Annotated in this window: 20 protein-coding genes; 13 read left to right on the top strand and 7 right to left on the bottom strand. The window is 31.8% G+C overall.

The window, feature by feature from the left end; translation table 11 throughout:
* Window positions 1–2: 2 nt before the first annotated feature.
* Window positions 3–500 (bottom strand): dihydrofolate reductase, encoded by a 498-nt coding sequence (locus EI427_RS15680; RefSeq protein ID WP_126616439.1) that lies wholly within the window; start codon window positions 498–500, stop codon window positions 3–5.
* A gap of 386 nt (window positions 501–886) precedes the next feature.
* Between EI427_RS15680 and EI427_RS15675 the strand changes: the two genes are divergently transcribed.
* Entirely contained in the window at window positions 887–1,711 is an 825-nt protein-coding gene (locus tag EI427_RS15675; RefSeq protein WP_126616436.1) for a hypothetical protein, read from the top strand.
* A gap of 77 nt (window positions 1,712–1,788) precedes the next feature.
* On the opposite strand, the gene EI427_RS15670 is transcribed toward EI427_RS15675, so the two are convergent.
* Window positions 1,789–3,588, bottom strand: a complete 1,800-nt coding sequence (locus EI427_RS15670) for a L,D-transpeptidase family protein (RefSeq protein ID WP_126616433.1) — start codon at window positions 3,586–3,588, stop codon at window positions 1,789–1,791.
* A 36-nt stretch (window positions 3,589–3,624) separates the two neighbouring features.
* Window positions 3,625–4,104, bottom strand: coding sequence for a MarR family winged helix-turn-helix transcriptional regulator (locus EI427_RS15665; protein WP_126616430.1), 480 nt, complete (start codon window positions 4,102–4,104; stop codon window positions 3,625–3,627).
* A gap of 315 nt (window positions 4,105–4,419) precedes the next feature.
* On the opposite strand from EI427_RS15665, the gene EI427_RS15660 reads away from it, so the two are divergent.
* The 5 genes from EI427_RS15660 (at window position 4,420) to fmt (ending at window position 8,955) form a co-directional block, all read left to right on the top strand.
* On the top strand, window positions 4,420–4,839 hold the full coding sequence (locus EI427_RS15660; protein WP_126616427.1) for an Hsp20/alpha crystallin family protein: 420 nt from the start codon (window positions 4,420–4,422) through the stop codon (window positions 4,837–4,839).
* A gap of 18 nt (window positions 4,840–4,857) precedes the next feature.
* Window positions 4,858–5,268 (top strand): Hsp20/alpha crystallin family protein, encoded by a 411-nt coding sequence (locus EI427_RS15655; protein WP_126616424.1) that lies wholly within the window; start codon window positions 4,858–4,860, stop codon window positions 5,266–5,268.
* A gap of 175 nt (window positions 5,269–5,443) precedes the next feature.
* Window positions 5,444–7,216, top strand: a complete 1,773-nt coding sequence (locus tag EI427_RS15650) for a tetratricopeptide repeat protein (RefSeq protein ID WP_170178497.1) — start codon at window positions 5,444–5,446, stop codon at window positions 7,214–7,216.
* 84 nt (window positions 7,217–7,300) lie between these two features.
* Window positions 7,301–8,023, top strand: coding sequence for a TrmH family RNA methyltransferase (locus EI427_RS15645; RefSeq protein ID WP_126616419.1), 723 nt, complete (start codon window positions 7,301–7,303; stop codon window positions 8,021–8,023).
* Between the two features lie 8 nt (window positions 8,024–8,031).
* Window positions 8,032–8,955, top strand: coding sequence for a methionyl-tRNA formyltransferase (fmt, locus tag EI427_RS15640; protein ID WP_126616417.1), 924 nt, complete (start codon window positions 8,032–8,034; stop codon window positions 8,953–8,955).
* Window positions 8,956–9,038: 83 nt separating this feature from the next.
* On the opposite strand, the gene EI427_RS15635 is transcribed toward fmt, so the two are convergent.
* The 3 genes from EI427_RS15635 to EI427_RS15625 form a co-directional block, all read right to left on the bottom strand.
* Window positions 9,039–10,064 carry a hypothetical protein gene (locus EI427_RS15635; protein ID WP_126616415.1) on the bottom strand — a complete coding sequence of 342 codons (1,026 nt, stop codon included), beginning with the start codon at window positions 10,062–10,064 and terminating at the stop codon, window positions 9,039–9,041.
* Between the two features lie 205 nt (window positions 10,065–10,269).
* Window positions 10,270–10,839, bottom strand: coding sequence for a Pathogenesis-related transcriptional factor and ERF protein (locus EI427_RS15630; RefSeq protein WP_126616412.1), 570 nt, complete (start codon window positions 10,837–10,839; stop codon window positions 10,270–10,272).
* Window positions 10,840–11,039: 200 nt separating this feature from the next.
* Window positions 11,040–12,125: an Ldh family oxidoreductase gene (locus EI427_RS15625; protein ID WP_126616410.1), complete on the bottom strand. Its 1,086-nt coding sequence runs from the start codon at window positions 12,123–12,125 to the stop codon at window positions 11,040–11,042.
* A gap of 199 nt (window positions 12,126–12,324) precedes the next feature.
* On the opposite strand from EI427_RS15625, the gene EI427_RS15620 reads away from it, so the two are divergent.
* Together EI427_RS15620 and EI427_RS15615 are read left to right on the top strand one after the other, a co-directional pair.
* Window positions 12,325–13,314 carry a glycosyltransferase gene (locus EI427_RS15620; protein WP_126616408.1) on the top strand — a complete coding sequence of 330 codons (990 nt, stop codon included), beginning with the start codon at window positions 12,325–12,327 and terminating at the stop codon, window positions 13,312–13,314.
* Between the two features lie 70 nt (window positions 13,315–13,384).
* Complete coding sequence (locus EI427_RS15615; protein WP_126616406.1) at window positions 13,385–13,912, top strand: D-glycero-alpha-D-manno-heptose-1,7-bisphosphate 7-phosphatase; 528 nt, start codon at window positions 13,385–13,387, stop codon at window positions 13,910–13,912.
* 60 nt (window positions 13,913–13,972) lie between these two features.
* Here the strand turns inward: EI427_RS15615 and EI427_RS15610 are convergent, their stop codons facing one another.
* Entirely contained in the window at window positions 13,973–14,458 is a 486-nt protein-coding gene (locus EI427_RS15610; RefSeq protein ID WP_126616404.1) for a GAF domain-containing protein, read from the bottom strand.
* Between the two features lie 155 nt (window positions 14,459–14,613).
* On the opposite strand from EI427_RS15610, the gene EI427_RS15605 reads away from it, so the two are divergent.
* The 5 genes from EI427_RS15605 to EI427_RS15585 all read left to right on the top strand — a co-directional run bounded on the left by EI427_RS15605 (window position 14,614) and on the right by EI427_RS15585 (window position 22,986).
* On the top strand, window positions 14,614–16,071 hold the full coding sequence (locus EI427_RS15605; RefSeq protein ID WP_126616402.1) for an SGNH/GDSL hydrolase family protein: 1,458 nt from the start codon (window positions 14,614–14,616) through the stop codon (window positions 16,069–16,071).
* Window positions 16,046–17,335, top strand: a complete 1,290-nt coding sequence (locus tag EI427_RS15600) for a GDSL-type esterase/lipase family protein (protein ID WP_126616400.1) — start codon at window positions 16,046–16,048, stop codon at window positions 17,333–17,335. The genes EI427_RS15605 and EI427_RS15600 overlap by 26 nt, the downstream gene beginning before the upstream one ends.
* A 292-nt stretch (window positions 17,336–17,627) precedes the next feature.
* Window positions 17,628–18,890: an OmpP1/FadL family transporter gene (locus tag EI427_RS15595; RefSeq protein ID WP_126616398.1), complete on the top strand. Its 1,263-nt coding sequence runs from the start codon at window positions 17,628–17,630 to the stop codon at window positions 18,888–18,890.
* Between the two features lie 34 nt (window positions 18,891–18,924).
* Window positions 18,925–20,778, top strand: coding sequence for an SGNH/GDSL hydrolase family protein (locus EI427_RS15590; protein WP_126616396.1), 1,854 nt, complete (start codon window positions 18,925–18,927; stop codon window positions 20,776–20,778).
* A gap of 156 nt (window positions 20,779–20,934) precedes the next feature.
* Window positions 20,935–22,986 carry a hypothetical protein gene (locus EI427_RS15585; RefSeq protein ID WP_126616394.1) on the top strand — a complete coding sequence of 684 codons (2,052 nt, stop codon included), beginning with the start codon at window positions 20,935–20,937 and terminating at the stop codon, window positions 22,984–22,986.
* Window positions 22,987–23,124: the final 138 nt, after the last annotated feature.

Genomic DNA, 23,124 nt, shown 5'->3' with positions numbered 1-23,124 from the left:
GATTATTTTTTTCTTACATAATTTACGAATGAATAAGCATAAGGAGAAGTATCACATTTAGCATATTCAAAACGAGAGATCTCATTCCACTGAGTTGGTAAAATATCAGGGAAAAATGTATCTCCAACAAATTGATCGTGAATTTCTGTAACATATAATTTATCAGCAATTTTCATTGCTTCATCATAAATTGTTCCACCACCAATTATAAAAACTTCCTTTTCACCTTGCTTTCTAGCAATAGATATGGCATCACTTAAACTATTACTCAGAATTGCATCTACCGCAGGTTCGTAATCTGGGTTTCTAGAAATAACAATATTAGAACGTTTAGGTAAACATTTACCTATCGACTCATGTGTTTTTCTACCCATTATTACGCAATGCCCAGAAGTTGTTCTCTTAAAGTATTTTAAGTCTGCGGGTATATGCCAAATGAGTTGATTGTCTTTGCCAATTACATTATTTGAAGCTTTGGCAACAATGATCGATATTTTCATTTTATCTGATTTTATTAGTCAAAGTTAAACTTTGTATAGAATTAGTTTTTGCTTTATCGGAAAGCATATTTACAAATTTAATCATATTGTTTCCGATAATTTCTTAATTTTCTGTAAACTTAATTACTTTTTACAATCTATTCGTTGAATTGTCTCTTGTAGTAATCAACAATAGAATGTAAATTACTTAAGCAAACCCAAAGAGAGTTTTTTAAACAGTTAACTAATAGGAGATTATATATTCTATAATATTAATTATAAAACGCTAAAGTATTGAATTACTTTATCTTTATAAGAGAATACTAAATTAATATGTAACTTATATTAAAAGATAGTTTTTAATAAAGTCTCTATATCATCTGTACTACAATTAAAATTAGCTAAGCTTGAAAAATTTATATATAATTTTATCTCTTCTATTCATTTTAATTCTACCTGAAACGAGTTACGCTCAGTTTCCTGTAGAGGAAGAAGATGAATACTACGAGAAAGAATGGGCTTTAGGTGTTATGATGAATACCTATGGTGGAGTTATTGGAGGTATTACAATCCGACATGCAAGGAAATATTTTTATGAACACAAAATTGTTGAGTCTTTAGGGCAGGGTAGTGGAAAAACTAGAAGCTCTAGAGGGCGTGTTGGTGAAATTGAAAACGATAACAAATACCACTCTTTCAGCCTAGAATTTTTGAGTATTAAACACCCTAAAGAACAAAAAGTACAATCTTATACAACTGGAGAAGGATATGTTTCTGGTAAAATGAATCGCCTTTATGCAATCAGGCCAATGTTTGGTAAAGAATGGTTGGTGTTTAGAAAAGCAAGAAAACAAGGTGTTCATGTTAACTTTATTGCTAGTGTAGGCCCATCAATTGGTATAGTAAGTCCTTATTTATTAAAATATCAAGATGATGAAGGAAATACACAAACAAAACAATTTAGCCAAGACGACTATTTAAATAATTATACAAGAATAGAAGGTACAGCCTCTTGGGGGGAAAGTATGTCTAAAGCGAGTGTAATTGGAGGATTAGCTTTTAAAGCATCCTTAACTTTTGAATTTGGTGTAAATAAAAGAAGTATAACAGGTATTGAAGCAGGTATTATTGGAGATGCTTATACTTCTGAAGTACAAATAATGGCTTCGTCAGATAATAGAAGTTTTTATTCTGCAATGTTCTTAACCTTCTTTTTTGGAGGAAGAAAATAATATCATTGTAGTAATTAATAGTAAAATAAATCCCATTGATTTTGTAGATCAATGGGATTTATTTTTTAACTCTATTTTTAATAAAGCGATTTATTTAAGGCTTTTAATACTCTTTGATCTCTAGAATAAATATCATCATAAAAGTGAATAGATTCTGAAGGACCTAATAGTGCAGTGAAATAGAGCAGGTAAACTGTTGGTCTATCTTTTACAAATACACGTTTTAGTTGTTCTTCTTTTACTATTTCATTAATTTTTTCAAGACTATAATTTTCTGGATCGTCTAATAATACTTCTGCCAATTCTAATGGTTTATAAACACGAATACAACCATGGCTAAAAGCTCTAGAGTTTTTACTAAATAAATACCTAGAAGGAGTATCATGTAGATAAATAGAATATTTATTTGGGAAGATGAATTTTACATGTCCCAAAGCATTTCTTGGTCCTGACCCTTGTACAATTACATAAGGGAAATTATTTTGTTTGATCGATTTCCAATCTATTGTTTGAGGATCAACTTCAAGATTAGCTCTATCATACAGTTTCATGTTGTGTTTAGCTAAATAGCCTGCATCTTTTTTAAGTTTTGGTAGCATTTCTTTACTAGCAATACTGTAAGGTACAGTCCATGTAGGGTTGATATCTATATAACTTAATTTTGATTTAAAAACGGGAGTTTGATGAAAGGTCTTACCTACCACAACTCTTGTTTGATAAAACCATTTGTTGTTTTTATGCAAGAAGAGTTGAAAACTAGCAATATTTACAAAAATAAAATTGTCAGTGTCTTCATGGAATATCCACCTTGAGCGTTCTAGATTAATTCTTAAAGTATTAATACGGTTTTCTATAGGAGTATTTAATGCTTTTAAAGTTGCTTTACCTACTTTTCCATCTGTCTCTAAGCCATACATTTTCTGAAACTTAACAACAGATTTTTTTAAGTTTTCATCATATACAGTTGATGTAGTATCTAAATAAGCAACTTTTACATAGCTAGAATCTAAAATTGGTGTAGTACTATAAGGAAAGATTGAGCGTATAGTATCTACTTCTGGAGTAACAGAAGGTGCGTTTGTTACTTCAATTTCTTCAATCTGGCTTCTGTAAGTTGTATCTATTTTAAGAACAAGTGTATCGAAAGTAAATAATGTACTTGTAACAGCAAGTCTTTTTCTTAATTCTGGTATATATTCATTTTCATCACCAACTTCAATTTTATCCATTTTGGGTAGCTTGTTCCACCCTCCATTTTCTTTGATTTTTCTAAAATCGGCTAATGATTTTTTTAAACCGATATATAATTCATCGCTAGGAATAAAAGTACTGAAAGCTTCAGGTATTATTTCATTTTCAATTGGCTGAATTATTAATGGAATCCGATCTTGAGTAAATTCTTTTGTATCGAAATTCCATGTAGAAGAGATGGTTTCTGGCTGTACTTTTCCCCATATATAATGAGAGATTAGAAGTACACCAGCATCTGTTAATAGAATATCTAAAAGAGCTTCTTGATATATACCTCGATCTGAAGCTATTAATTCTTGTATTTTTTCTAAATGATAATGAGAAGGTGTAAGCCCATCAAAATAAGCATTATTGATGAGGACAAGAATATCATTAATATTTTTTTTACTCGTCCATAAAGGTTTATAATCTACAGTTTCATAGACTAGAGGCATTAATGAATCAGAGAAAAGAGAAATACCATCGATAGAGTTCTCAGCTTGAATCTGATCCAATATCGAATGTATTTCTCTTTTTATAGAAATGTTACTTTCTTCTTGAGCAAATGACGGGAAAGTCAGAAGACAAAGCGAAAATACCACTAAGTAGTAAAAACGATTGAAACAGATAGTAGATAGAGTTTGCATGTTAATAGAGTTTTGTCGGCCAAAATAATTTAATAATTATTTCGACTCAGAAAGATTTTTTTCATATTCAGTGATATTACTTAAACACTTTCTTAAAAGTTCAACACCTTTCTTAACGTCATCTAAAGGAATATCATTAGTAATTACTAAAATTGATTCTTCAGCAATACCAATTACTTTATCTTTAAGGTCTCTAGCTTTTTTAGTTAAGTAAATTAGCTTAGAACGTTTGTCGTTAGGATTAGGAACACGAGTAACAAGATTGTTTTTTTCCATATTGTCGATTAAACTCGTGATACTAGCTCTATTTTTAAGTAAAAATGTAGCAAACTCTTGTTGAGCTCTTCCATCTTTTTCCCAAAGCATAACTAAAACATCCCATTGTTCTCTTGATATTGGCAATCCTTCACGTTCAAATTGACGACCTAACATATAGTTACCTATTCTTGATACCTGTGCTATTATTTTCGTTAGGTGTCTTCTCTCTTCAACTTCTTCACTCATTAATGTGCTCATATATAGTGTTTTAATTATTTTTTATAAATCAGTAATCTTAATAAATTCTAATGTACTTATTTGTTTGTGTTTAATCAATTTTTTCAAATGAAAATTTTAGAGATGTATATGAATTTGAAAGAATTATGATGATTATTTAATGTTGTATGCTTGTTTTATTTCTGATTACACAAAAACATTTTGTCAAAATGGCAGTTTAAAGAGTGTTTTTTTAATTAAATCAGTCGTTTTGTCATTTAAAATCAAATGGTATACTCATTGATAAAAGTATTTTGATTAATAATTAATGAAATCACAATCAAAAGAATAAAAGACATGAGTATTACAAGACAAAACGCATACACAAATAGAAAGAGATCAATAGTATCTAATTTATTTTCTAATGAGATTGAAACTGTTCATATTCCTACAAATATTAAAGAAACATCAACGGAGTTTTTAATAGAACTTATTGTACCTGGTTTTAAAAAAGAACTTTTTGATATTGGTATAGAGCAGAATAAATTATCTATCACATATAAAAATGTAATAGAGAAAAATGAAAATGAAGACGTTGAGTTATCAACAGAAAAATTTTTAGTAAAAGGATATGAGGTGAAAGATTTCTCAAAAGTATTTAAACTGCCAGAAAATGTAGAGGTTAATAGTTTATCTGCAAAATTTAATCAAGGAATTTTAGTAGTTGAATTGCCAAAAAGTGAAGAGAAACTTCCTGTAAAAATTCAAGTTCAATAACCAATTATTAAATAAGCCATGAAATATACATTGTCAGATTACCCCGCAACTTTTATATCATCTTTAATGAATGATGTAGTTAATGTATTGGATACAGTAAACCCTGTTGATGCCCAAGTTCCTATGAATGTAAAAGAAGGAGTGGATGGTTATACTGTAGAGGTTGTTGTACCAGGAATAACTAAGGAAAATATTGACATATCAGTAAAAGAAAATAAACTGATTGTTAGTTATAAACATATTTCTGAAGAAAAAGAAGAAGTAAAATACTTGAAAAGAGAGTTCTCTAAAAAAGATTTTGAAAGAACTTTTACATTGCCAAATAATATTAATTTGGAAGAAATAAAGGCTTCTTATACTGAAGGTATCTTATCTGTTCTTTTACCTAAGAATGTATCTTTGGAGAAGAAAAAGATTGAAATCAGTTAATTAAACTAATTTCATCGAAAAATAAAGCCGACTTGAGATAATCAAGTCGGCTTTATTGCATTTAATCTGTTTCATTTTTTTAAATTGCGAGTTGAAATAATAAATACTGAAGTATTCAATATTTTGTACTAGTTAAATTAAACGGTCTCAAATTTTGGCAGCAATGTCATTTCTTATGAATTACCTTTATACATTACTCTTTTCTATTTTAGTTTCAGCAAGTGTTTTTGCACAAAACAACGGTGGAAAAACAGAGTCAGATAAATATAATTACGCTAAAGAGTTAATCGATCAAGGCAAATACGCACCCGGTATTGTAGTCTTGGAAGATGTACTAAGCATGAAAGGTGCAACATTGCAGCCTTATGCATTAACGTTAATTGGTTATGCTGATTATCAACAAAAAAAATACACAGAAGCAGAAACAACTTTATTAAAAGTAACTTCTACTTATCCATCTTGGGAACAATTAGATAATGCTAATTATTTACTTGCTTGTTCTTATTTAAAACAAGGGAAAGTAAAAGAAACAGTTGGTATGTTCGATAAAATCAAGGACCAAAGCTTGAAAGACGAACTTACATTATTATCTAAAGATGCTGCTCAAGGGTTATCTTATGAAGAAATCTATAAGGTTTATACTGCCTACCCAACTAATGAAATGGTTGGTTTTGTGTTGTTAGAAAAAATTAAAGAACAACCTAAAGAACAAAGAGATCAGGAGCTTTATCAAAAATTAGCAACTGGTTTAGGAGTTAGTATAGATGCTGTACATAAGGTAAGAGAAGGTAAATTTAAAGAGGTATATACAATTGCTACTATTCTACCTTTCTTTACAGAAACAATTGATGGAGATGCACTTCGTGTAAAAAATGAGTTTGTTTATAATATCTATCAAGGAATCTTATTGGGTAAAGAATATTTAGAAAAACGTGATGTTAAGGTAAATATTCTAGCTTTTGATACAAAAAGAGATACAACACATTTGCAGGAATTATTAGCAAAACCTGAAATGGAAAATGTTGATTTAATTATTGGGCCACTATATGCAGATATGCTTCCTATCGTTCAGCAGTATTCGAATGAAACTGGAGTACCTATGGTTAACCCAATTTCGAATAACTCTTCGATTATTGAAGGTGTTTCAAGTGCTTTTTTAGTAACATCAACACCGTATACAGTAGGTTCTACTCTAGGAAAGAAATTAAGAGCTCAAGAATTACAAGCATTAGAAATGTTTGAAGTAGACTCATTAAAATTACAAGCAGATACGGTACAAACGTATGTTGTATTTGGTCATTCTACTAAAGAAAAAGAACTTGCAAAATCTTTTAAAGAAGCATACGAAGCAGAGGGTGGTAAAATTGCTGCCTTTCAAGAATTTGATCCAGTAGATGGGTTTAATGTATTGCAAGAAATGTTTGATCCATTAGCTTATGTAGATTCTTTAGAGATTGTAAAAGATTCTACAGCAAATGTATTTATTGCTGTTACTAACGAAATTGAGGCATTAAATACAATTAGTGCTTTATTATCTTTAGGAACTGTTGCTACAACTTATGTTCCAGAAGAGTGGCTTAAATTTAAGCAATTGAGTTATGCACAAATGGAATCTGCTAAAATCAATATCTTATTTCCAAATTGGTATAATGATGATTCTTATAGAGCAAAATCTTTAATAGCTGAATACCAAGCTAAATTTAATAATCAGCCTTCTGATTTTGTATTTAAAGGTTTCGAAACGATATTCTCTTTTGGAATGATATTAAAAGAATATGGTAGTGGCTTTGTAACTCCTTTAAAAGAGAGTGAAGCACTTAGAAAAGGATATCTAGTACCAGCATATAATTATTTTGAAGGGCAAGACAATCAATATGTCCCTATTATTCAATTTATTGATGGTGACTTAAAAAATATGACACCTCCAGAATTCATTGAAGAGAATTAAGGAAAGTTAGAAATAAATCTAAAAGCTGTCTTAGAGGATAATACCTTTTAGACAGCTTTATTACTTTATAAACAGTAGTACGTTATGCCATACGCTAAAGATGATGATTTCAGGTTTTTTCATTCAGATTATTTTAAAAAGTTTATTGAAGAACCAGGTTTAATAGAATACCTGAAAGACTTTATTTCTGAACAAAAAAGAGAAGGTATTGAAGAGGTATTGTCTCAAAGAACAAATCATTTAACGGTATTACTTGAGGAAATTTATAAGCCTCAAAATGTTGGTGCTATTATCAGAACATGTGATTGTTTTGGATTACAGAACCTTCATATTGTAGAAGCTATTTATAAGTTTCTTGTTTCTATAAGAACCACTCAAGGTTCTGCAAAATGGGTAGATGTAAATAAATATAAGTCTACTATAGAAGCTGCAAAAACTTTAAAAGGAAAAGGATATAAATTAGTAGCAACAACACCACATACAGATATGTCTATTGACGATTTGCCAACTGATGCACCTATTGCATTGATGTTTGGTAATGAAAAAGAAGGCCTTTCTGATGAAGCTATGGAGTTGGCAGACTATAAGGTGAAAATACCAATGTATGGCTTTGCTGAGAGTTTTAATATCTCTGTGAGTGTAGCACTCTGTTTAAATCAATTAAGTGCTAAAATTAGAAAAGATGAATCGCTTGATTTAAAGTTGAGTGATGAAGAATATAAAAATATTGGCGGTGCTTGGGTTTGTAAATCAATTGATCGCTTTGAAACAGTAACCAAATCATTTAGAAATAAGAAGAGTAAATAATATTTGATATGGAAAAGAATTTAAAAATAGTATTCATGGGAACGCCAGATTTTGCCGTTCCTTCGTTACAAGTTCTCGTTGAAAACGGATACAATGTAGTTGGTGTAATTACAGCTCCTGATAAACCTGCAGGAAGAGGTCGTAAATTACAATCGTCTCCAGTAAAGCAATATGCTGAGTCTGTTGGTTTACATATTATGCAACCAACAAATTTAAAAAATGAAGCGTTTCAGCAAGAATTAAAGGCATTAGAAGTAGACCTGCAAATTGTGGTTGCTTTTAGAATGCTTCCAGAAGCTGTTTGGGACATGCCAAGAATTGGTACTTTTAATTTACATGGTTCTTTATTGCCAGATTATAGAGGTGCTGCGCCTATTAATTGGGCAATTATTAATGGTGAAAAGGTAACAGGTGTAACAACTTTCTTTTTACAACATGAAATTGATACTGGTGATGTTATTCTCCAGCAAGAAGAGCCAATCTTAGAAGAAGATACTGTAGGAGATGTTTACGGTAGGTTGATGCAAGTAGGTGGTGAACTTGTTTTAAAAACGGTTCAATTAGTAGAAAAAGGTGATTACGAAACCACACCTCAGAAGATAGTTGGAGAACCTAAAATGGCTCCTAAAATATTTAAAGAGACCTGTAAAGTAGATTTTTCTAAAGATACAGCAACAGTTTATAACTTTATTAGAGGGCTTTCACCTTATCCAGCTGCTTGGACTGAAATTCTTGGGAAAACTTACAAATTATTTAAAGTATCTAAGGTTTATGATGCCACTTTAGAAGCAAATGCTGATGGGTTTGTAACAGATAATAAATCTTACTTCTATATTAAAACTGCTGATGGATTTATCTCTGTAGATGAATGGCAAATGCAGGGTAAAAAGAGAATGGAATTAAAAGCTTTCCTTTTAGGTACTAAATTCTAGACTACTATTTAATGTAGTATAAATAAGAAATCCCGACTTAAAATTGCTTTTGAGTCGGGATTCTTTTTTGCAGAAAATATATCTTATTTCAATAAACGAACTACTGGATAAATTGCTGCAGCAGCACCGTTTTGAATAAATGTTTTAATCTTACTTTGTGTCTCTACAATTTCATCTTTGTTAGGTACTTGAACAGGAGACAGTCTAATAATTTTATCAGACATTTCTGATAGAATAGAAGAAGTAGCATCTTTTGTATCAGTAGCAACTTCTGTAACTGTTTCTACAGGTTCGTTTACAAAACTTTTAGAAGTAGTAAATACTTTAGACGACGTTTCTTTTACAAATCTTAAAGTATCATCAACAGCTGTATTTGCTTGATCGATAACATTATCAACAGTTTCGTTAGATTTTTCGTAAGCAATTTCCGTAAACGTTTTTCCGTTACTTACAAAAGAGGTAACCACTTCTTTTGTATTTAAGAAAGTACTATCAACAACATCTTTAGCAGACGAGAATACTTTACCTGTCGCCTCTTCTACATTTTCAATTGCAGAATCAGTTAAACTTCTAGCTTCTGTAATAATTCTGCCTGCAGCATCTTCAGTTTGATCAATCATAGCAACAGTTTTCTCATTTACTGTTGAAAGTGATTCTTTAGAAAAAGAAGATGCCTCATTAATTATATCATGAGATACCTTTAAGCTATCATCAATAAAAGCATCAACTTTATTATCGGCAACTTCAGTAGCTTCCGTAAGCGTTTCTTTGCCTTTATTTACAGCCTCAATAGTTTTTTCTTCTACTTTATCTTTTGTTTCTTGAAGTACTTGGGTAGTAGAATCAATAGTTTCTGTTACTTGCTCAACAACTTTTTGAGTAGTTTCTTTTGCCGTATTTTCTACTTTTGTAAAGACAGTAGCATCAGGGTTTTCATCTACTTTTTTGCTAGAGTCTTGTGTAGCCTTGATTTCTAATTGAACATTACTTTTTACGGTATCTTCCACTTTTACTTCAGGCTTAGAAGTAGTTTTAGGGGCAGTAGTACGTTTGTTTGTTCTACTGTTACTACTTGTAGAAGTTGTTCTTTTTTTACGTTGTTGTGCCATAACAGTACATTTAAGGTTATTGATAATGCAAGATAGACATGAATGATTGTTTATTCACTATGTCAAGATGAAATTCCTTATAATTTGATAATGAGAGTAATAAATTTATATAAATTACAAATAAAAAGAGATACAACATTCCTTTTAAGGGAAAAGTTATATCTCTTCTTGTGAAAAATAGTGCGATAAAATTTCTCTTTAAATTTTATAAAATTGTAATTACTTCAGTTTCATCAGCTTCTTCTACTTTGTTTAAACTCTTTGTTTTACCAAAAAGCTCTTGTGATTTTTTATTATATGCTTGAGCGGCAGATTCTGCACTAGGGAATAACCCAAGGTCAAATCGTTCACCTTTAGAATAAAGAACAGACCTGTAGGTGTTCTTACTTACCTTAACAACCCCTCTATAACCAGTCTTGTTATGGTGGTGTTTCTGGTTTCTACGTAACTCAGCCATAGTAGCCCATTCTAGATTTTTTTCTCTACAATCTAGAGGGTTCCCATTTTTTATGCGAACAAAAAGTCTTTTTTGAGATTCTTGTTGCTCAACATATTTCTCCGCAATTAATTTATGCAAGTAAATTGTAATGTTTTGATACCCACCATTTGGCTTAGGATAATTCTTTTGAAAAAACACATAACCACTTGCATGTAGACGTAAATTTTCGAGTACCTTAAGTTGTTTATAGTACTCATTCCCTTCAATAAAATCATAAGCTGTACTAGACAGTAGTACATGATCATCGGCATTTTTTAGCTTAATCTTATAAAGCATGTCAATTAGGTTTTAGATAGTAAATAAATATCATCGTCAAAATAAGCTCAATACCTATTTCTGTAGTAGAATAAGTAAAAGAGAAATTTAGACGTTTTTAGCAAAGTACGTAACGTGACAGTCGTTAAATTACGCAGTAAAAATTATTAGAAGTAAAATGTAGTAGGCTAGTCTTGCTATAATTTTGAAGTTAAATTAATTTAAAGTGTAAGTTTAAATTTGCTTCCTACTTCTTCTAAATCTTTTATAACAGGTGATAGTACAGGAATACCTAAAGTAAGTCTTTCATGTTGGATTTCACGTTCAGGATCACCAGGAATCAATACACGTTCTTGTCCTTCAACAGTATCAGCATTTTTAAATCTTCTGATCCAATTGTCCATATGAGATTTAAATTCAGACTTTGGTCTAAAGCCATCTACACGCATTGCACCAAAAAAGTGCCCTAAGCCTTCTCCAACAGGATCTTCAGGTAACGGTAAGAAGCTAACAAAAGGAGGTGCCCATGGCCCATACCCTGCTCCAGACAATACAGAAGATAAAATATCTACCATACTTCCTAAACAATACCCTTTATGACTACTTCTAACTCTATCACTTCCTAATGGTAGTAATGCTCCGCCACTTTTTAGAGCAGCAGCATTTGTTGTAGAAACACCTTCTTTATCTTGCACCCAACCAACAGGAGCATCCTCTTCCTTGCGTTGAAGAATCTCTAATTTTCCATTTGCAGCAGTAGTTGTAGCAAAGTCAGCTACGAATGGAGGTTCTTCGCCAGCAGGGATTGCCATTGCTATTGGGTTAGTACCAAGTAGTCTTTCTGTAGAGAAAGTTGGGGATACTAAAGGGCTTGCATTCGTCATAGAGATTCCAATCATATCATGTTCTAAAGCCATCATAGCATGATAACCTGCAATTCCATAATGATTAGAGTTTTTAACGGAAACCCATCCAGTGCCTACTTTTTCGGCCTTATCAATAGCAATTTGCATTGCTTGTGGTGCAACAACTAAACCTAGTCCTGCATCTCCATCTACAGTAGCAGTACTTGGAGTTTCGTGTACAATTTTAACTTTTGGAGTAGGGTTTATTCTACCTGCTTCCCAAAGTCTAACATATCCAATTAATCTAGCAACACCATGAGAATCGACACCTCTTAAATCAGCAGATAGTAACACATTAGAAGCTAATTCAGCATCCTTTTCAGGACAGCCCATTGCTAGAAATACATTTTTACTAAAAGATAAAAGAGTTTTGTATGGTACAAGATTCGTATTGTCGGACATATAAATTTGTCAATTTAAATTATACACCTTCCAAAAATTGAATTTGTAGGTGAAGTTCGTGTAATGTAGATTATAACTTTAGGTAATAAAATTGTATATCACACCTCGTTATGTTCACAAATTTATCAACTTTATATTTATGGACAAATGAGTTTTATTGATATAGCGATAAAATTAACATCAAATCAAGTAATTCTTAATGAATCAGACAGTTAGTATTTTGATTGCAGCTCGTAATGAGGACGGTACAATTAGACAGTGTTTAGAGAGTTTGATAAAGCAATCAGTTAATAACAATGTATGTATTGAAATTATAATTGGAAATGATTTATCAACTGATTTAACTACTGAAATAATTAGAGATTTTGAGATAGAATATACGTTTATTAAATCTTTTACTGTACCACAGAATAAGGAGTACAAAGGCAAGGTAAATGTACTTAATTATATAAGTGATTTAGCAAGTGGAAACTACTATTTATTTGCAGATGCAGATGTTGTATATCCTCCATCTTGGGTGGAAAATATGCTCTTATCTTTAAGAAATGCAGATATTACTACTGGTGTTACTATTGTAGAGGGGGAATCTTTATGGTTAAATTTCCAAAGATTGGATTGGATGTTGGCTTTAAATCAGATACATATATTTTCTAATTTTGGTATTCCATTAACTGCAATGGGTAATAATATGGGTATAAAATCTACTAAATTTGATGAGGTTAATGGTTTTAGAGGAATCCCTTTTTCAGTAGCAGAAGATTTTGCATTATTTAATGCAGTAATAAAAAAGGAAGGCTCTTTTAATCAACTTTTTGATGCGTCTGTATTAGCAAAAACAGAAGGTATGGAAACTTATTTAGAGTGGTTACAACAGCGATGGAGGTGGATGCAGGGAGCAAAAAAACTTTCATTTTTTTTAAAAACTTTAAATTATTTAAACATTATATTTTATCCAATTTTATTAATTTTGGTGTTTTTCTTTCCAATAATGTGTGCTTTTTTACTTTTAGGGTATCTATTTAAGTGTTGTTACTTAGTGTATATTCAGAAAAAGTTAAAAGAAAAAGTACATTGGAGAGCAACATTTTTATTCGATTTTTACCACTGTATATCTTACTGCGGCTTGTTGTTTTATGGATTAAAAACTCCTCCTATAGAGTGGAAAAACAGAGTATATAAACCTGAATAAGTTCTTGATAATAACAATTTCTAAGAAACTGTTACATTTGCAGTATATCATTACTATATATAATAGAAGAATGGAAAAAAATAAGTGTGTATTCTTAGACAGAGATGGCGTTTTAAATAAAGATTATGTGGATTATGCATATACTTTAGAAAAATTTGAGGTGTTACCAGGTGTTGCAGAGGCATTACAAAAATTAAAAGATGCAGGTTTTAAGCTTGTTATTTTAACAAATCAGTCTGGAATAGTAAAAGGAATTTATAAAAAAGAAGATGTTTTTATCTGTCATGATGCATTACAAAAAGAGTGTAACCATGCAATAGATGATATGTTTTATGCTCCTTTACATGAAAAGTGGTCTAATTCTTTAAGCCGTAAGCCAGGTACTTTAATGTTTGAGAGAGCATTATATAAGTACAATGCGGATATGGAAAATACATGGATGATTGGTGATAAAGAAAGAGATTTAATTCCAGCTGAAAAAGTGGGGATTAAATACCGTATACAAGTTGATAATCCATTAGTAGAAAATACAGTAGCAACACATCATGCTAAAAACTTAATAGATGCTGTAGATAGAATTATTCTAGCAGATAAGTAATAGAAAATGTGTTTTATTAAAAAAGCGTTTCAATCAAATAATAAGATTGAAACGCTTTTTTTATTGCCATTTACTAGCTAAATAAGCTGCCAGATTTTCTAAGTGAAGTTGATCTTCTTTATCAAAAGTACCAATTTGATCGCTATCGATATCTAGTACTGCAACTACTGTATCATTTTTAAGTATGGGAACAACTATTTCTGATTTAGAAGCTGAACTACAAGCAATATGACCCGGAAAAGCTTCCACATCATCTACTATATAGGTTTTAGCATCTGCCCAAGCACTTCCGCAAACTCCTTTTCCTTTTTTTATTCGAGTACACGCTATAGGTCCTTGGAAAGGTCCCAAAACTAGTTCGTCATCCTTGACTAAGTAAAAACCTATCCATAAATGATTAAATGTTTGGGTTAATACTGCACAAGTATTCGATAAATTGGCAATTAGGTCGGTTTCTATAGAAGTAAGCCCTTTAATTTGTGGAAGAATACTATCGTAAACTTCTGATTTATTACTATTTTGTGGAATGAAAAGTTCTTCAGCCATATTTTTTAATTTAGATAATTGCAAACTTACAAACTGAATGTAAAAATTTACTCAAATAGTATTTGATAATTAAAAAAAGTTCTATTTTACTTATCAATTATGCTTTTATAGTGCTTTGAACGTTTTCACTCTTAATTATAACCTATATAAAAACAATGAAAATTACGCCTCTTAAGATATTACAAATACTCGTTTATATCGGCTTAATGATGGGACTAGTTTTAATGATGTCTCCAGAAGAAATAAATGTTTTTGGAACTACAGTTCGTGTACCTACATTAAGCGATGTCCTTCCTGAAAGCTTAATTGTAGAAAATGAGGAGATAGAAATTATAGATGAGGAATATATTGATGAAGATTCACTAACTGTTGATATGACGAGTGTAGACGAAGCGTCAACTTGGGTACCAATAGAAGAAAAACCATTATCGGTTAGAACTCCAAAAGGAGCAGTAGCTATTGAATATCCAAATAATGATATGTCTGCTTTGGATAACTTTTTTAAGGGGTTAACATCAATTTCAGATGAGGGCGAATTGGTTCGTGTTTTACATTATGGAGACTCTCAATTAGAGGGAGATCGTATGACAGAGCGGTTAAGGAAAAATTTACAAGAACAGTTTGGAGGTTGCGGTGTTGGATTAGTACCAATTATTGAATTAAAAAATATGCGTACTACTTTAGACCAAACATACAGTGATAATTGGGAACAATTTTTATGTTTTGGCCCTAAAAAATATAGAGGAAAACACAACGATTATGGTTTCTTCGGTAAATATTTCACCTACGAAGGAACAGAAGCTACACTATTATTTGAGAAAGCTCCTTATTCAAAAACAGCTCATAAAAACTTTGAAGCTTTTAAGGTTTATATGAGAAACACAGTAGCTAACGTAAAGTTAGACTATAAAATGAATGGAGCTGAAGGTGAAGCAAAAGAAATTGAAGCATCTTCTGAAGCAAAAGCTGTAACATTACCAATCTCAGGCACTCTAGGAGAGTTAGAATTAAAATTTAAATCAGATGTTTCTCCAGAAGTATACGGAGTGAGCTTTGATTGTAATAATGGTATTGCTGTTGATAACATACCAATGAGAGGTAGTTCTGGAACAGATTTCACTAAAATAAGAAAGGAGCATTTATCCTCTTTATTAGAAAATATGGAAGTGAAATTACTTGTGTTACAATTTGGTGTAAATGTAGTTCCTCAGGAAGCAAAAAGTTATAATTATTATGAGCGTTTAATTGTTAGACAATTAAAGTATTTTAAAGAAGTGGCACCAGAATTAAATGTATTAATTATTGGTGTTTCTGATATGGCAAAGAAAAATGGTTCAAAGATTGAATCATACTCAAATATTGATGCAGTTAGAGCTGCAGAAAGAAGAGCAGCAAACAAAATGGGAGCAGCTTATTGGGATTTATATCTTGCAATGGGTGGTAAGAATTCAATTGTAAAATGGGCAGATAAAAAACCAGCTTGGGCAGGTAAAGATTATACTCACTTTACAAGAAAAGGAGCAAATTATATAGGAGATATGCTCTATAATGAACTAATGAGAGAGTATCAACGCTATAAGAATAGAGATGAGTCAGAATTGGAAACTAAATAATTACATACAACCATTTCAGAAAAAAGGTTTACGCTTAGTAAAAGGAATACTAACGATCTTATTATTGTGTGCACACTCTGCTCCAACATCAATTTCTAATGTAAAAAGGCCATTTGTTACTTATGATTTTATTCGAATGGATTTGAATAAAATTAATACGTTTGGAGATTCAACAGTATTAAATTCTTTTTATTCGAAATTAGAAAAATTAGAGAAAAAGAAAAAAGGTCAAGTACATATACTCCATTTAGGTGATTCACATATTCAAGCAGATTTTTTTTCTGGTTGGGTAAGAGAACGTTTTTATGAAGACCAAAGGTTTCCAATGGCTAGTAGAGGTTTTTTCTTTCCATATACTGCAGCGAAAACAAACAACCCGTATAATTTTAAAGTATCGAAAATTGGAGAATGGAAAGGACAAAGGGCTTCTGTTAGTTATCATAAAAGTGATTGGGGGATTGCAGCAATCACTGCTCAAACCACAGAATCTTTTGCAAGTTTAACTATAAATGTAGGTATAGACTCTTTACATCCATATAAAGGGAATACGGTAGAAGTTTACTATCCTGTAAATGATACAACTCAATACCTACCTGTAATACAACCATTAAACCCTGCAAAGCTTATTGCAACCAAAAGGGGTAAAAGTAAACTTACTTATACTTTTGATCAACCAATCTCTAAGTTTAGAATTGGCCTCAAGAAAAAACACTTTAGCCAAAATCAATTTACGTTAAAAGGTTTAGCAGTGCTTGATTCAGAATTAGCAGGAGTTACTTACAGTTCTTCTGGGGTTAATGGAGCAAAGGTGACCTCTTATTTGAGATGTAAAGATTTAGAAGATGATATTCAAGAAATAGACCCAGACTTAATTATAATTTCTTTAGGAACAAATGATGCTTTCTTTTCTCCATTTAATAAAGATCGTTTTGTATTAAAATATAGTAAGCTGATTAAAGAATTAAGAAGTGGTAATCCTAAATTGCCAATTATTATAACTACACCAGGAGATAATTTTAGACAATCTAAGTACATAAATAGAGATAATGCTAAAGCTACAGAAGCAATTTTTACTTTAGCAAAACAAGAACATTTAGCTGTTTGGGATTTCTACCATATAATGGGAGGGTTATCATCTATTGAGAGATGGAGTGCAATGTCTATGACATCACGAGATCGAGTACATTTAAGTCGTATTGGATATCAATACCAAGGTGAGCTATTTTATAGAGCATTATTGGGAACCTATAAAGAACAATTATAGCGTATACTTAATCCGTTATTATATTAATGAATGATTGTTCATTTATTAAAAAACTTGAACTTTACAACTATTGCATTGTGTTATTTATGTAATAAATGTAAATATATCTACATTAACTCGAATAAGTGTTGAATTTACGTGGGTTTTTTTAGCTAAAATTTGCACTTTGCATGTGTTAAACTTATAATTGTTAAAAAATATGTTATGCTTACATAACATATTCAATTTTTTTCATCGAAAAGTTTCGACTTTTTATCTCGATTATTAGACTTCATCTAAAATTATTCATTTAATGAAAATCAGAAATTTACTGTTGACAGTAGCAACTGTGTTTATAGCTAACGCAGCTTTTGCTAATGGGTTCCAGGTACTGCTTCAGGGAACAAAACAAATCGGACGTGGTAACGTTGGAGTTGGTTACGGTCCAGATGCATCAAGCTTATTTTTTAATCCGGGTGCATTATCATTTCTAGAAAGTAGTACAATTCAGGTAGGAGTAAGTCCTGTAATGTCAAATATTTCTTATAGAGGCATTGATGGATCTACAAAATATGCATCAAATTCTCCAATGGGAACACCATTTCAAGCATATGGTGTTTATAGACCTTCAGCTGAATCGCCTTGGGCATTTGGTTTAGGTGTTTTTACACCATTTGGTTCTACTGTAACTTATGATAATGAATGGACAGGTAAATATTCTTTACAAGAAATTTCATTACAATCTATATATATTCAACCAACAGTTTCTTACAGAATCAATGATATGATTTCAGTTGGTGGTGGTTTAGATATTGTAACTGGTGGTGTTCAGTTTAAGAAAGCTGTAGCAGCTCCAGGTGGTGATGTTGGATTCGAGATGGATGGTAATACATTACAATTCGGTTTTAACTTAGGTGTATTTGCTCAAATTTCTGAGAAATTCTCTGCAGGTATTAACTACCGTTCTGGTGTTGATATGAAAGTTGAAGGTGGTGATGCTACTTTTGATGTACCTAATGATTTTATTGGTAGTCAATTATTTGGAGATGCTTATACTCCTGGCGAGCAAATGAAAGCCAAGTTTAATGCTACATTACCTTTACCATCTACAATTGCTTTAGGTGTTGGTTATAATGCTACAGATAAATTATCATTCGGTCTAGATTTTAATTATGTTACTTGGAGTGTTTATGAAGAGTTAAAAGTTGAATTCCCTGACGGTGAATATGGAACGATTTCTTATGATAGAAAATGGGAAAATTCATACATCATTAACTTCGGTGCAGAATATAAAGTAACAGACGCGTTTACAGCTAGAGCTGGAGCTTACTACGATACAACTCCTGTTCCGGATGGTCACTTAACTCCAGAATCTCCAGATGCAAATGCATTAGGTTTATCTTGTGGTGTTAGTTACATGTTTAGTGAGAAGTTTGGTGTAGATGCAGCATTCTTATTTACAAACAAAGAACAAAGAGAAAATATTATTCCTGAAGGTGTAGACACAGGTGGAATGAATGGTGTATATAAAGCATCGGCTTATATTCCAAGCCTTTCTTTAAACTATAACTTCTAATTTTATTCCAATCCTAATTTAAGAAATAACAAAAATGACTTTTAATAAATATAGATCATTATTAGCTGCAGGTGCGATAGCATTACTGTCAGCTTGTACTACAGAAGTAGATGATTTTGTAACTGCTGGTGGCTCTTCTTCTGATGGAACTCCCGTAGATTATACCACTTATGTAGCTTTAGGTAATTCGTTAACTTCTGGTTATACGGATGGAGCTTGGGTTGCTAGTGCTCAAGTTAACTCATATCCTCAGTTAATTGCACGTAGTTTGCAAGAAGCAGGTTTAGGTGCAAAAGACTTTAAACAACCGTTAGTCTCAAATTCAGGAAAAGCATATTTTGGGCAACAGTTAATTCTGACAGATTCAGGACCAGGTGGTCTTCCTAAAATAGATGTTGGAACATCTAGAGCTGCTGATAATATTACTGCAGGTATGTATCATAATATGGCAGTACCAGGTATTAGAGCAATAGATATGGCAGTACCAGGTTATGGTCAAGCTAATTCTAATTATGGTTATTTCTCATCGGCGGCAACATCAACAGTTTTAAATGATGCAATAGCTGCTGTACCAACATTCTTTTCTGTATGGTTAGGGGCGAATGATGTTTTAGGTTTTGCCACTAAAGGAGGATCTTTAGGACCAAATAATATCTTAAATGCAACAGCAATTACACCTCAATCAGCCTATGAACAAGCTATGGAAGGTGTTTTGGATGGAATGATGAATAATGGAGCCAAAGGTGTAATTCTTAATGTTCCTGACATTACTGAGGCAGCAGTATTTAATACTACTCCAAATACGTTAGAAAAGATGCTAGCTGCTAACAAAATGGAATTAACGGAAGATTTTATTGTCTTAGTTAATGGATATTTAGCAAATGCTTTTGACCCTGTTATTGCACAAGGTGTAGAAGATAATATTAAGGCGGCTATTACAAAAGTATTGACTCCTATTGCAGCAATAGGAAATGTAAATATTGTTGCATATTCTGTAAATGTAATTCAAACAGCAGGAGGCGATGTTACTGATGCTACTTTATTAGCAACTACAGTAGTTCATTCGACTGCGTTTTTAACAGCAAAAGGTACAGGTGCAAGTGATGCAGATGCAAAAGCAGCAGCAGATGCTGTTGTAGCATCTGAAGAAGGACAAACACAAATAGCTCAATTAGTTGCATTTAATATTAATGCAACATGGGCTACATATACAGGCACAGAGACTGAAGTTAATACTGTTTATAGTTCTATTGATCCTGCTGTTATTGAAGGGACTGTAGCATCTACAACTGCTAGTTTTAAAGCTGCAGGTTATTATCCTGTTTTCTCATTAGAATCAAATCAATTACCTGTATATGATGCTACTTCTCCAACAATGATGCGTGTACCTGCAGAAGGAACATTAGTTTCTTTATTAGCATTAAGCAAAGCAAGAGAATTAGGAGAATTAATCTTAACAGGAGGAGATTTAGATATAACTAAATTAAAAGATTACTTACCTGTTATTGATAATACAACAGGAACATATGAATTTTTAGAGAAAGGTGATGTTGATGATGTAGCAAGTGCTATTGATGGATATAATGCTTATTTAAAACAAGAAGCTTCTGATAGAGGGTTAGCTTATGTTGATACAGAAGCAATTATGTCTGAAGCTCATGACGGAGGAATTATAATTGATGGAGTAACTTATACTACAACATATTTATCAGGTAATTTGTTCTCTTTAGATGGAGCACACCTTACGCAAAGAGGATATGCAGTAATTGGTAACTATACACTTCAAGCAATTAATGCTAAATATGGTGCTAAATTACCTCAGATCCAGCAAAATGATTTCCCAGTAGTTGAAACAACTGTAGTACCAACTCCAGCAGCTGCTAATTAATCATAAATATTGTTGAGAATTAAACAATAGAAAGTAAAAATATTTACTTTTGAAGATAGCCTACCTCTTTATTTTAAAAGGGGTAGGTTTTTTTTAGTTTTACCTTTATTTTCCTAAAACAATTTATAAACCTTCTTTTAAGAATAGAATTCATTTATGAAAAAAAATATACTAAAAGCATTAACTATATTATCAATAATTTTACCTGTCTTTATATCATGTTCTGATAGAGAAGAAACGATACTTGCCAATTCAGGTAGAACTAGATCAGGAATTCCTATTAATTACTCAAATTATGTAGCTATTGGTGATGGAGTAACTGCAGGCCTACAAGATAATGTGTGGTATAAAGAGGCTCAAGATAATTCAGTTGCTGTCATCTTTTCTCAAAAATTACAAGATGTAAATTTAGGTGCGGTAATAGTAAACCCAAGTGTTACCACTCAAGGTACTGGTGTTCCTGATGAAAACGGAGAAGTAAATCGTTATTCAAAAGGGAGTTGGGTTGTTGGAGAAGCAAGAATCTTAACAGAAGCAGTTCCATCAATAGTCGGAACGACTGCAGATGGTTCAGGCTTTACTAATATATCAGTAATTAAAGCTAAAATGGAAGATTTGACAAAGCAGAATTATTCGGCTGAGAATCCATATTTTAGTTATTTTTCATCATCAGATACAGCATCTATGCTTGGTGAAGCTAAAAAAGCTATACCAACATTTACTACAATATCTGTAGGTAAATTCGATTTACTTGATTATGCTTTAAATAAAGGTACAAATGATGCTTTAGTCTTACCATCAAGTGCTACTTTAGAAAATCAAGTAGATGTAGTTGCTTCAGTATTCTCAACACAACAAGGAGGAGCAGTAATTGGTATCGATGTAATAAATGATTTGCCTTATTTCAATCATGTTAGAAATTCTATCAACTTAGAAGAATCAACGGCTAATGCAATCAATGAAGGGATTGACTCTTTAGTATATGGTTTAATTACTCATGTTTTTGATTCTATACAAGTTGTTACCCGTCCTAAAGCTCAAGATTCTATCGCTATTAATTTCTTAGAACCAATAATGATTGATGGATGGGGCGGTAAATTAGGTGTTTCTAGTATAAATGCTTGTTGTGGATATGATATCCCTAATAGACCTGTGTTACCCCCTTCAAAACCTACATATGCAAGTTGTACAACAATTTCAACTTGTACGCCTATAGTTGATTCCATTGCTTATAATATTGTTTTTAATGGCCCTTATTATTCACTTCCTTACGAAGTTTCTGGTGTTAAAACAGGAACATTAGCAGGACGAGTAGCTGCAATTTCACCTAGTGGTAGATCAGATAGAAATGATTATATATTTGCTGAAGTAGATAAACAATGGGTGTACTCATTTGAGAATGATTCAACAACAGCAATGGATAGTATAATGGCAACAGACCCATTACAAGTAATGGTTATTGAAAAAACGTTTACTGAATCTATAGCATCATTATTACTTCATTTTGGAGAAAGAGAAGCTTTAGTAAATATCATTGCTAACCAACTGTTCAATGTGGTATTGAGAAATGTAGAAGGTGAGTTGACACCAGAAAGCCTAGATGCTGCAATAGATAATTCATTAGGAGAAATTGGTATTACAGTAATTGATGTTCTTCGTAACCGTAAGTATTTCCCGGAATTTGTAGCAGGAGATAACCCATTATTTGTTATTGATCCTTCATCTCCAACAAGAATGAGAGTGTTAGAAACAGGCGATAAAATTATGTTGCCTTACGCAAATGTTTATGTTGATTTAAGAACGTTTATCAAGAGTATAGTTAGTAATGGAGGATTACCAGGTGATTTTGATCCATCAAATTTATTGAACTTGTTCCCAACTATTGATCAAGTATACTTTTATACAACACAACAAGAAGTTGCTGAAGCAAATAGAGCGTATAATTTAGCTTTATCAAACGCAGCAAATAGTAACCGTTGGGCCTTTGTTAATGTAGAATCTATTTCAACAAAATTAATAACAGGTTATAAACAAGACGGAGTAACGTACACAAATGAATACCGAAGTGGGAATTTCTATTCTATGGATGGACATAGCTATACATCTGCTGCGAATGCTATTATAGTGAATGAAATGATAGAGACTTTAAATACATTGTATTCGTCAACTATACCAAAAGTTACTGTAAAAGATTATCCAGGTAATTAATTTTAGAGTAAATCGATGATATTAACACAACCACCTTTCTTTTATATAGAGAGGTGGTTTTTTTTGTTTAGCATTTTGTAAGTTTGCATCTTGATTGATTGTGGGTAATTGTATACATATTAGATATACACTAGAACA

Source organism: Flammeovirga pectinis (assembly GCF_003970675.1).
Classification (GTDB): Bacteria; Bacteroidota; Bacteroidia; order Cytophagales; family Flammeovirgaceae; genus Flammeovirga; species Flammeovirga pectinis.
Note: the sequence above shows the minus strand (reverse complement) of the source record. Positions and strands in the feature narration are given on the sequence as shown.

Coding starts and splice junctions, on each gene's coding strand:
- EI427_RS15605 (WP_126616402.1), top strand. CDS start 14,614: ATGAAAATTACGCCTCTTAAGATATTACAAATACTCGTTTATATCGGC.
- EI427_RS15585 (WP_126616394.1), top strand. CDS start 20,935: ATGAAAAAAAATATACTAAAAGCATTAACTATATTATCAATAATTTTA.
- EI427_RS15645 (WP_126616419.1), top strand. CDS start 7,301: ATGCCATACGCTAAAGATGATGATTTCAGGTTTTTTCATTCAGATTAT.
- EI427_RS15655 (WP_126616424.1), top strand. CDS start 4,858: ATGAAATATACATTGTCAGATTACCCCGCAACTTTTATATCATCTTTA.
- EI427_RS15680 (WP_126616439.1), bottom strand. CDS start 500: ATGAAAATATCGATCATTGTTGCCAAAGCTTCAAATAATGTAATTGGC.
- EI427_RS15600 (WP_126616400.1), top strand. CDS start 16,046: ATGAGTCAGAATTGGAAACTAAATAATTACATACAACCATTTCAGAAA.
- EI427_RS15665 (WP_126616430.1), bottom strand. CDS start 4,104: ATGAGCACATTAATGAGTGAAGAAGTTGAAGAGAGAAGACACCTAACG.
- EI427_RS15660 (WP_126616427.1), top strand. CDS start 4,420: ATGAGTATTACAAGACAAAACGCATACACAAATAGAAAGAGATCAATA.
- EI427_RS15595 (WP_126616398.1), top strand. CDS start 17,628: ATGAAAATCAGAAATTTACTGTTGACAGTAGCAACTGTGTTTATAGCT.
- EI427_RS15610 (WP_126616404.1), bottom strand. CDS start 14,458: ATGGCTGAAGAACTTTTCATTCCACAAAATAGTAATAAATCAGAAGTT.
- EI427_RS15620 (WP_126616408.1), top strand. CDS start 12,325: ATGAATCAGACAGTTAGTATTTTGATTGCAGCTCGTAATGAGGACGGT.
- EI427_RS15635 (WP_126616415.1), bottom strand. CDS start 10,064: ATGGCACAACAACGTAAAAAAAGAACAACTTCTACAAGTAGTAACAGT.
- EI427_RS15630 (WP_126616412.1), bottom strand. CDS start 10,839: ATGCTTTATAAGATTAAGCTAAAAAATGCCGATGATCATGTACTACTG.
- EI427_RS15670 (WP_126616433.1), bottom strand. CDS start 3,588: ATGCAAACTCTATCTACTATCTGTTTCAATCGTTTTTACTACTTAGTG.
- EI427_RS15590 (WP_126616396.1), top strand. CDS start 18,925: ATGACTTTTAATAAATATAGATCATTATTAGCTGCAGGTGCGATAGCA.
- fmt (WP_126616417.1), top strand. CDS start 8,032: ATGGAAAAGAATTTAAAAATAGTATTCATGGGAACGCCAGATTTTGCC.
- EI427_RS15625 (WP_126616410.1), bottom strand. CDS start 12,125: ATGTCCGACAATACGAATCTTGTACCATACAAAACTCTTTTATCTTTT.
- EI427_RS15650 (WP_170178497.1), top strand. CDS start 5,444: ATGAATTACCTTTATACATTACTCTTTTCTATTTTAGTTTCAGCAAGT.
- EI427_RS15615 (WP_126616406.1), top strand. CDS start 13,385: ATGGAAAAAAATAAGTGTGTATTCTTAGACAGAGATGGCGTTTTAAAT.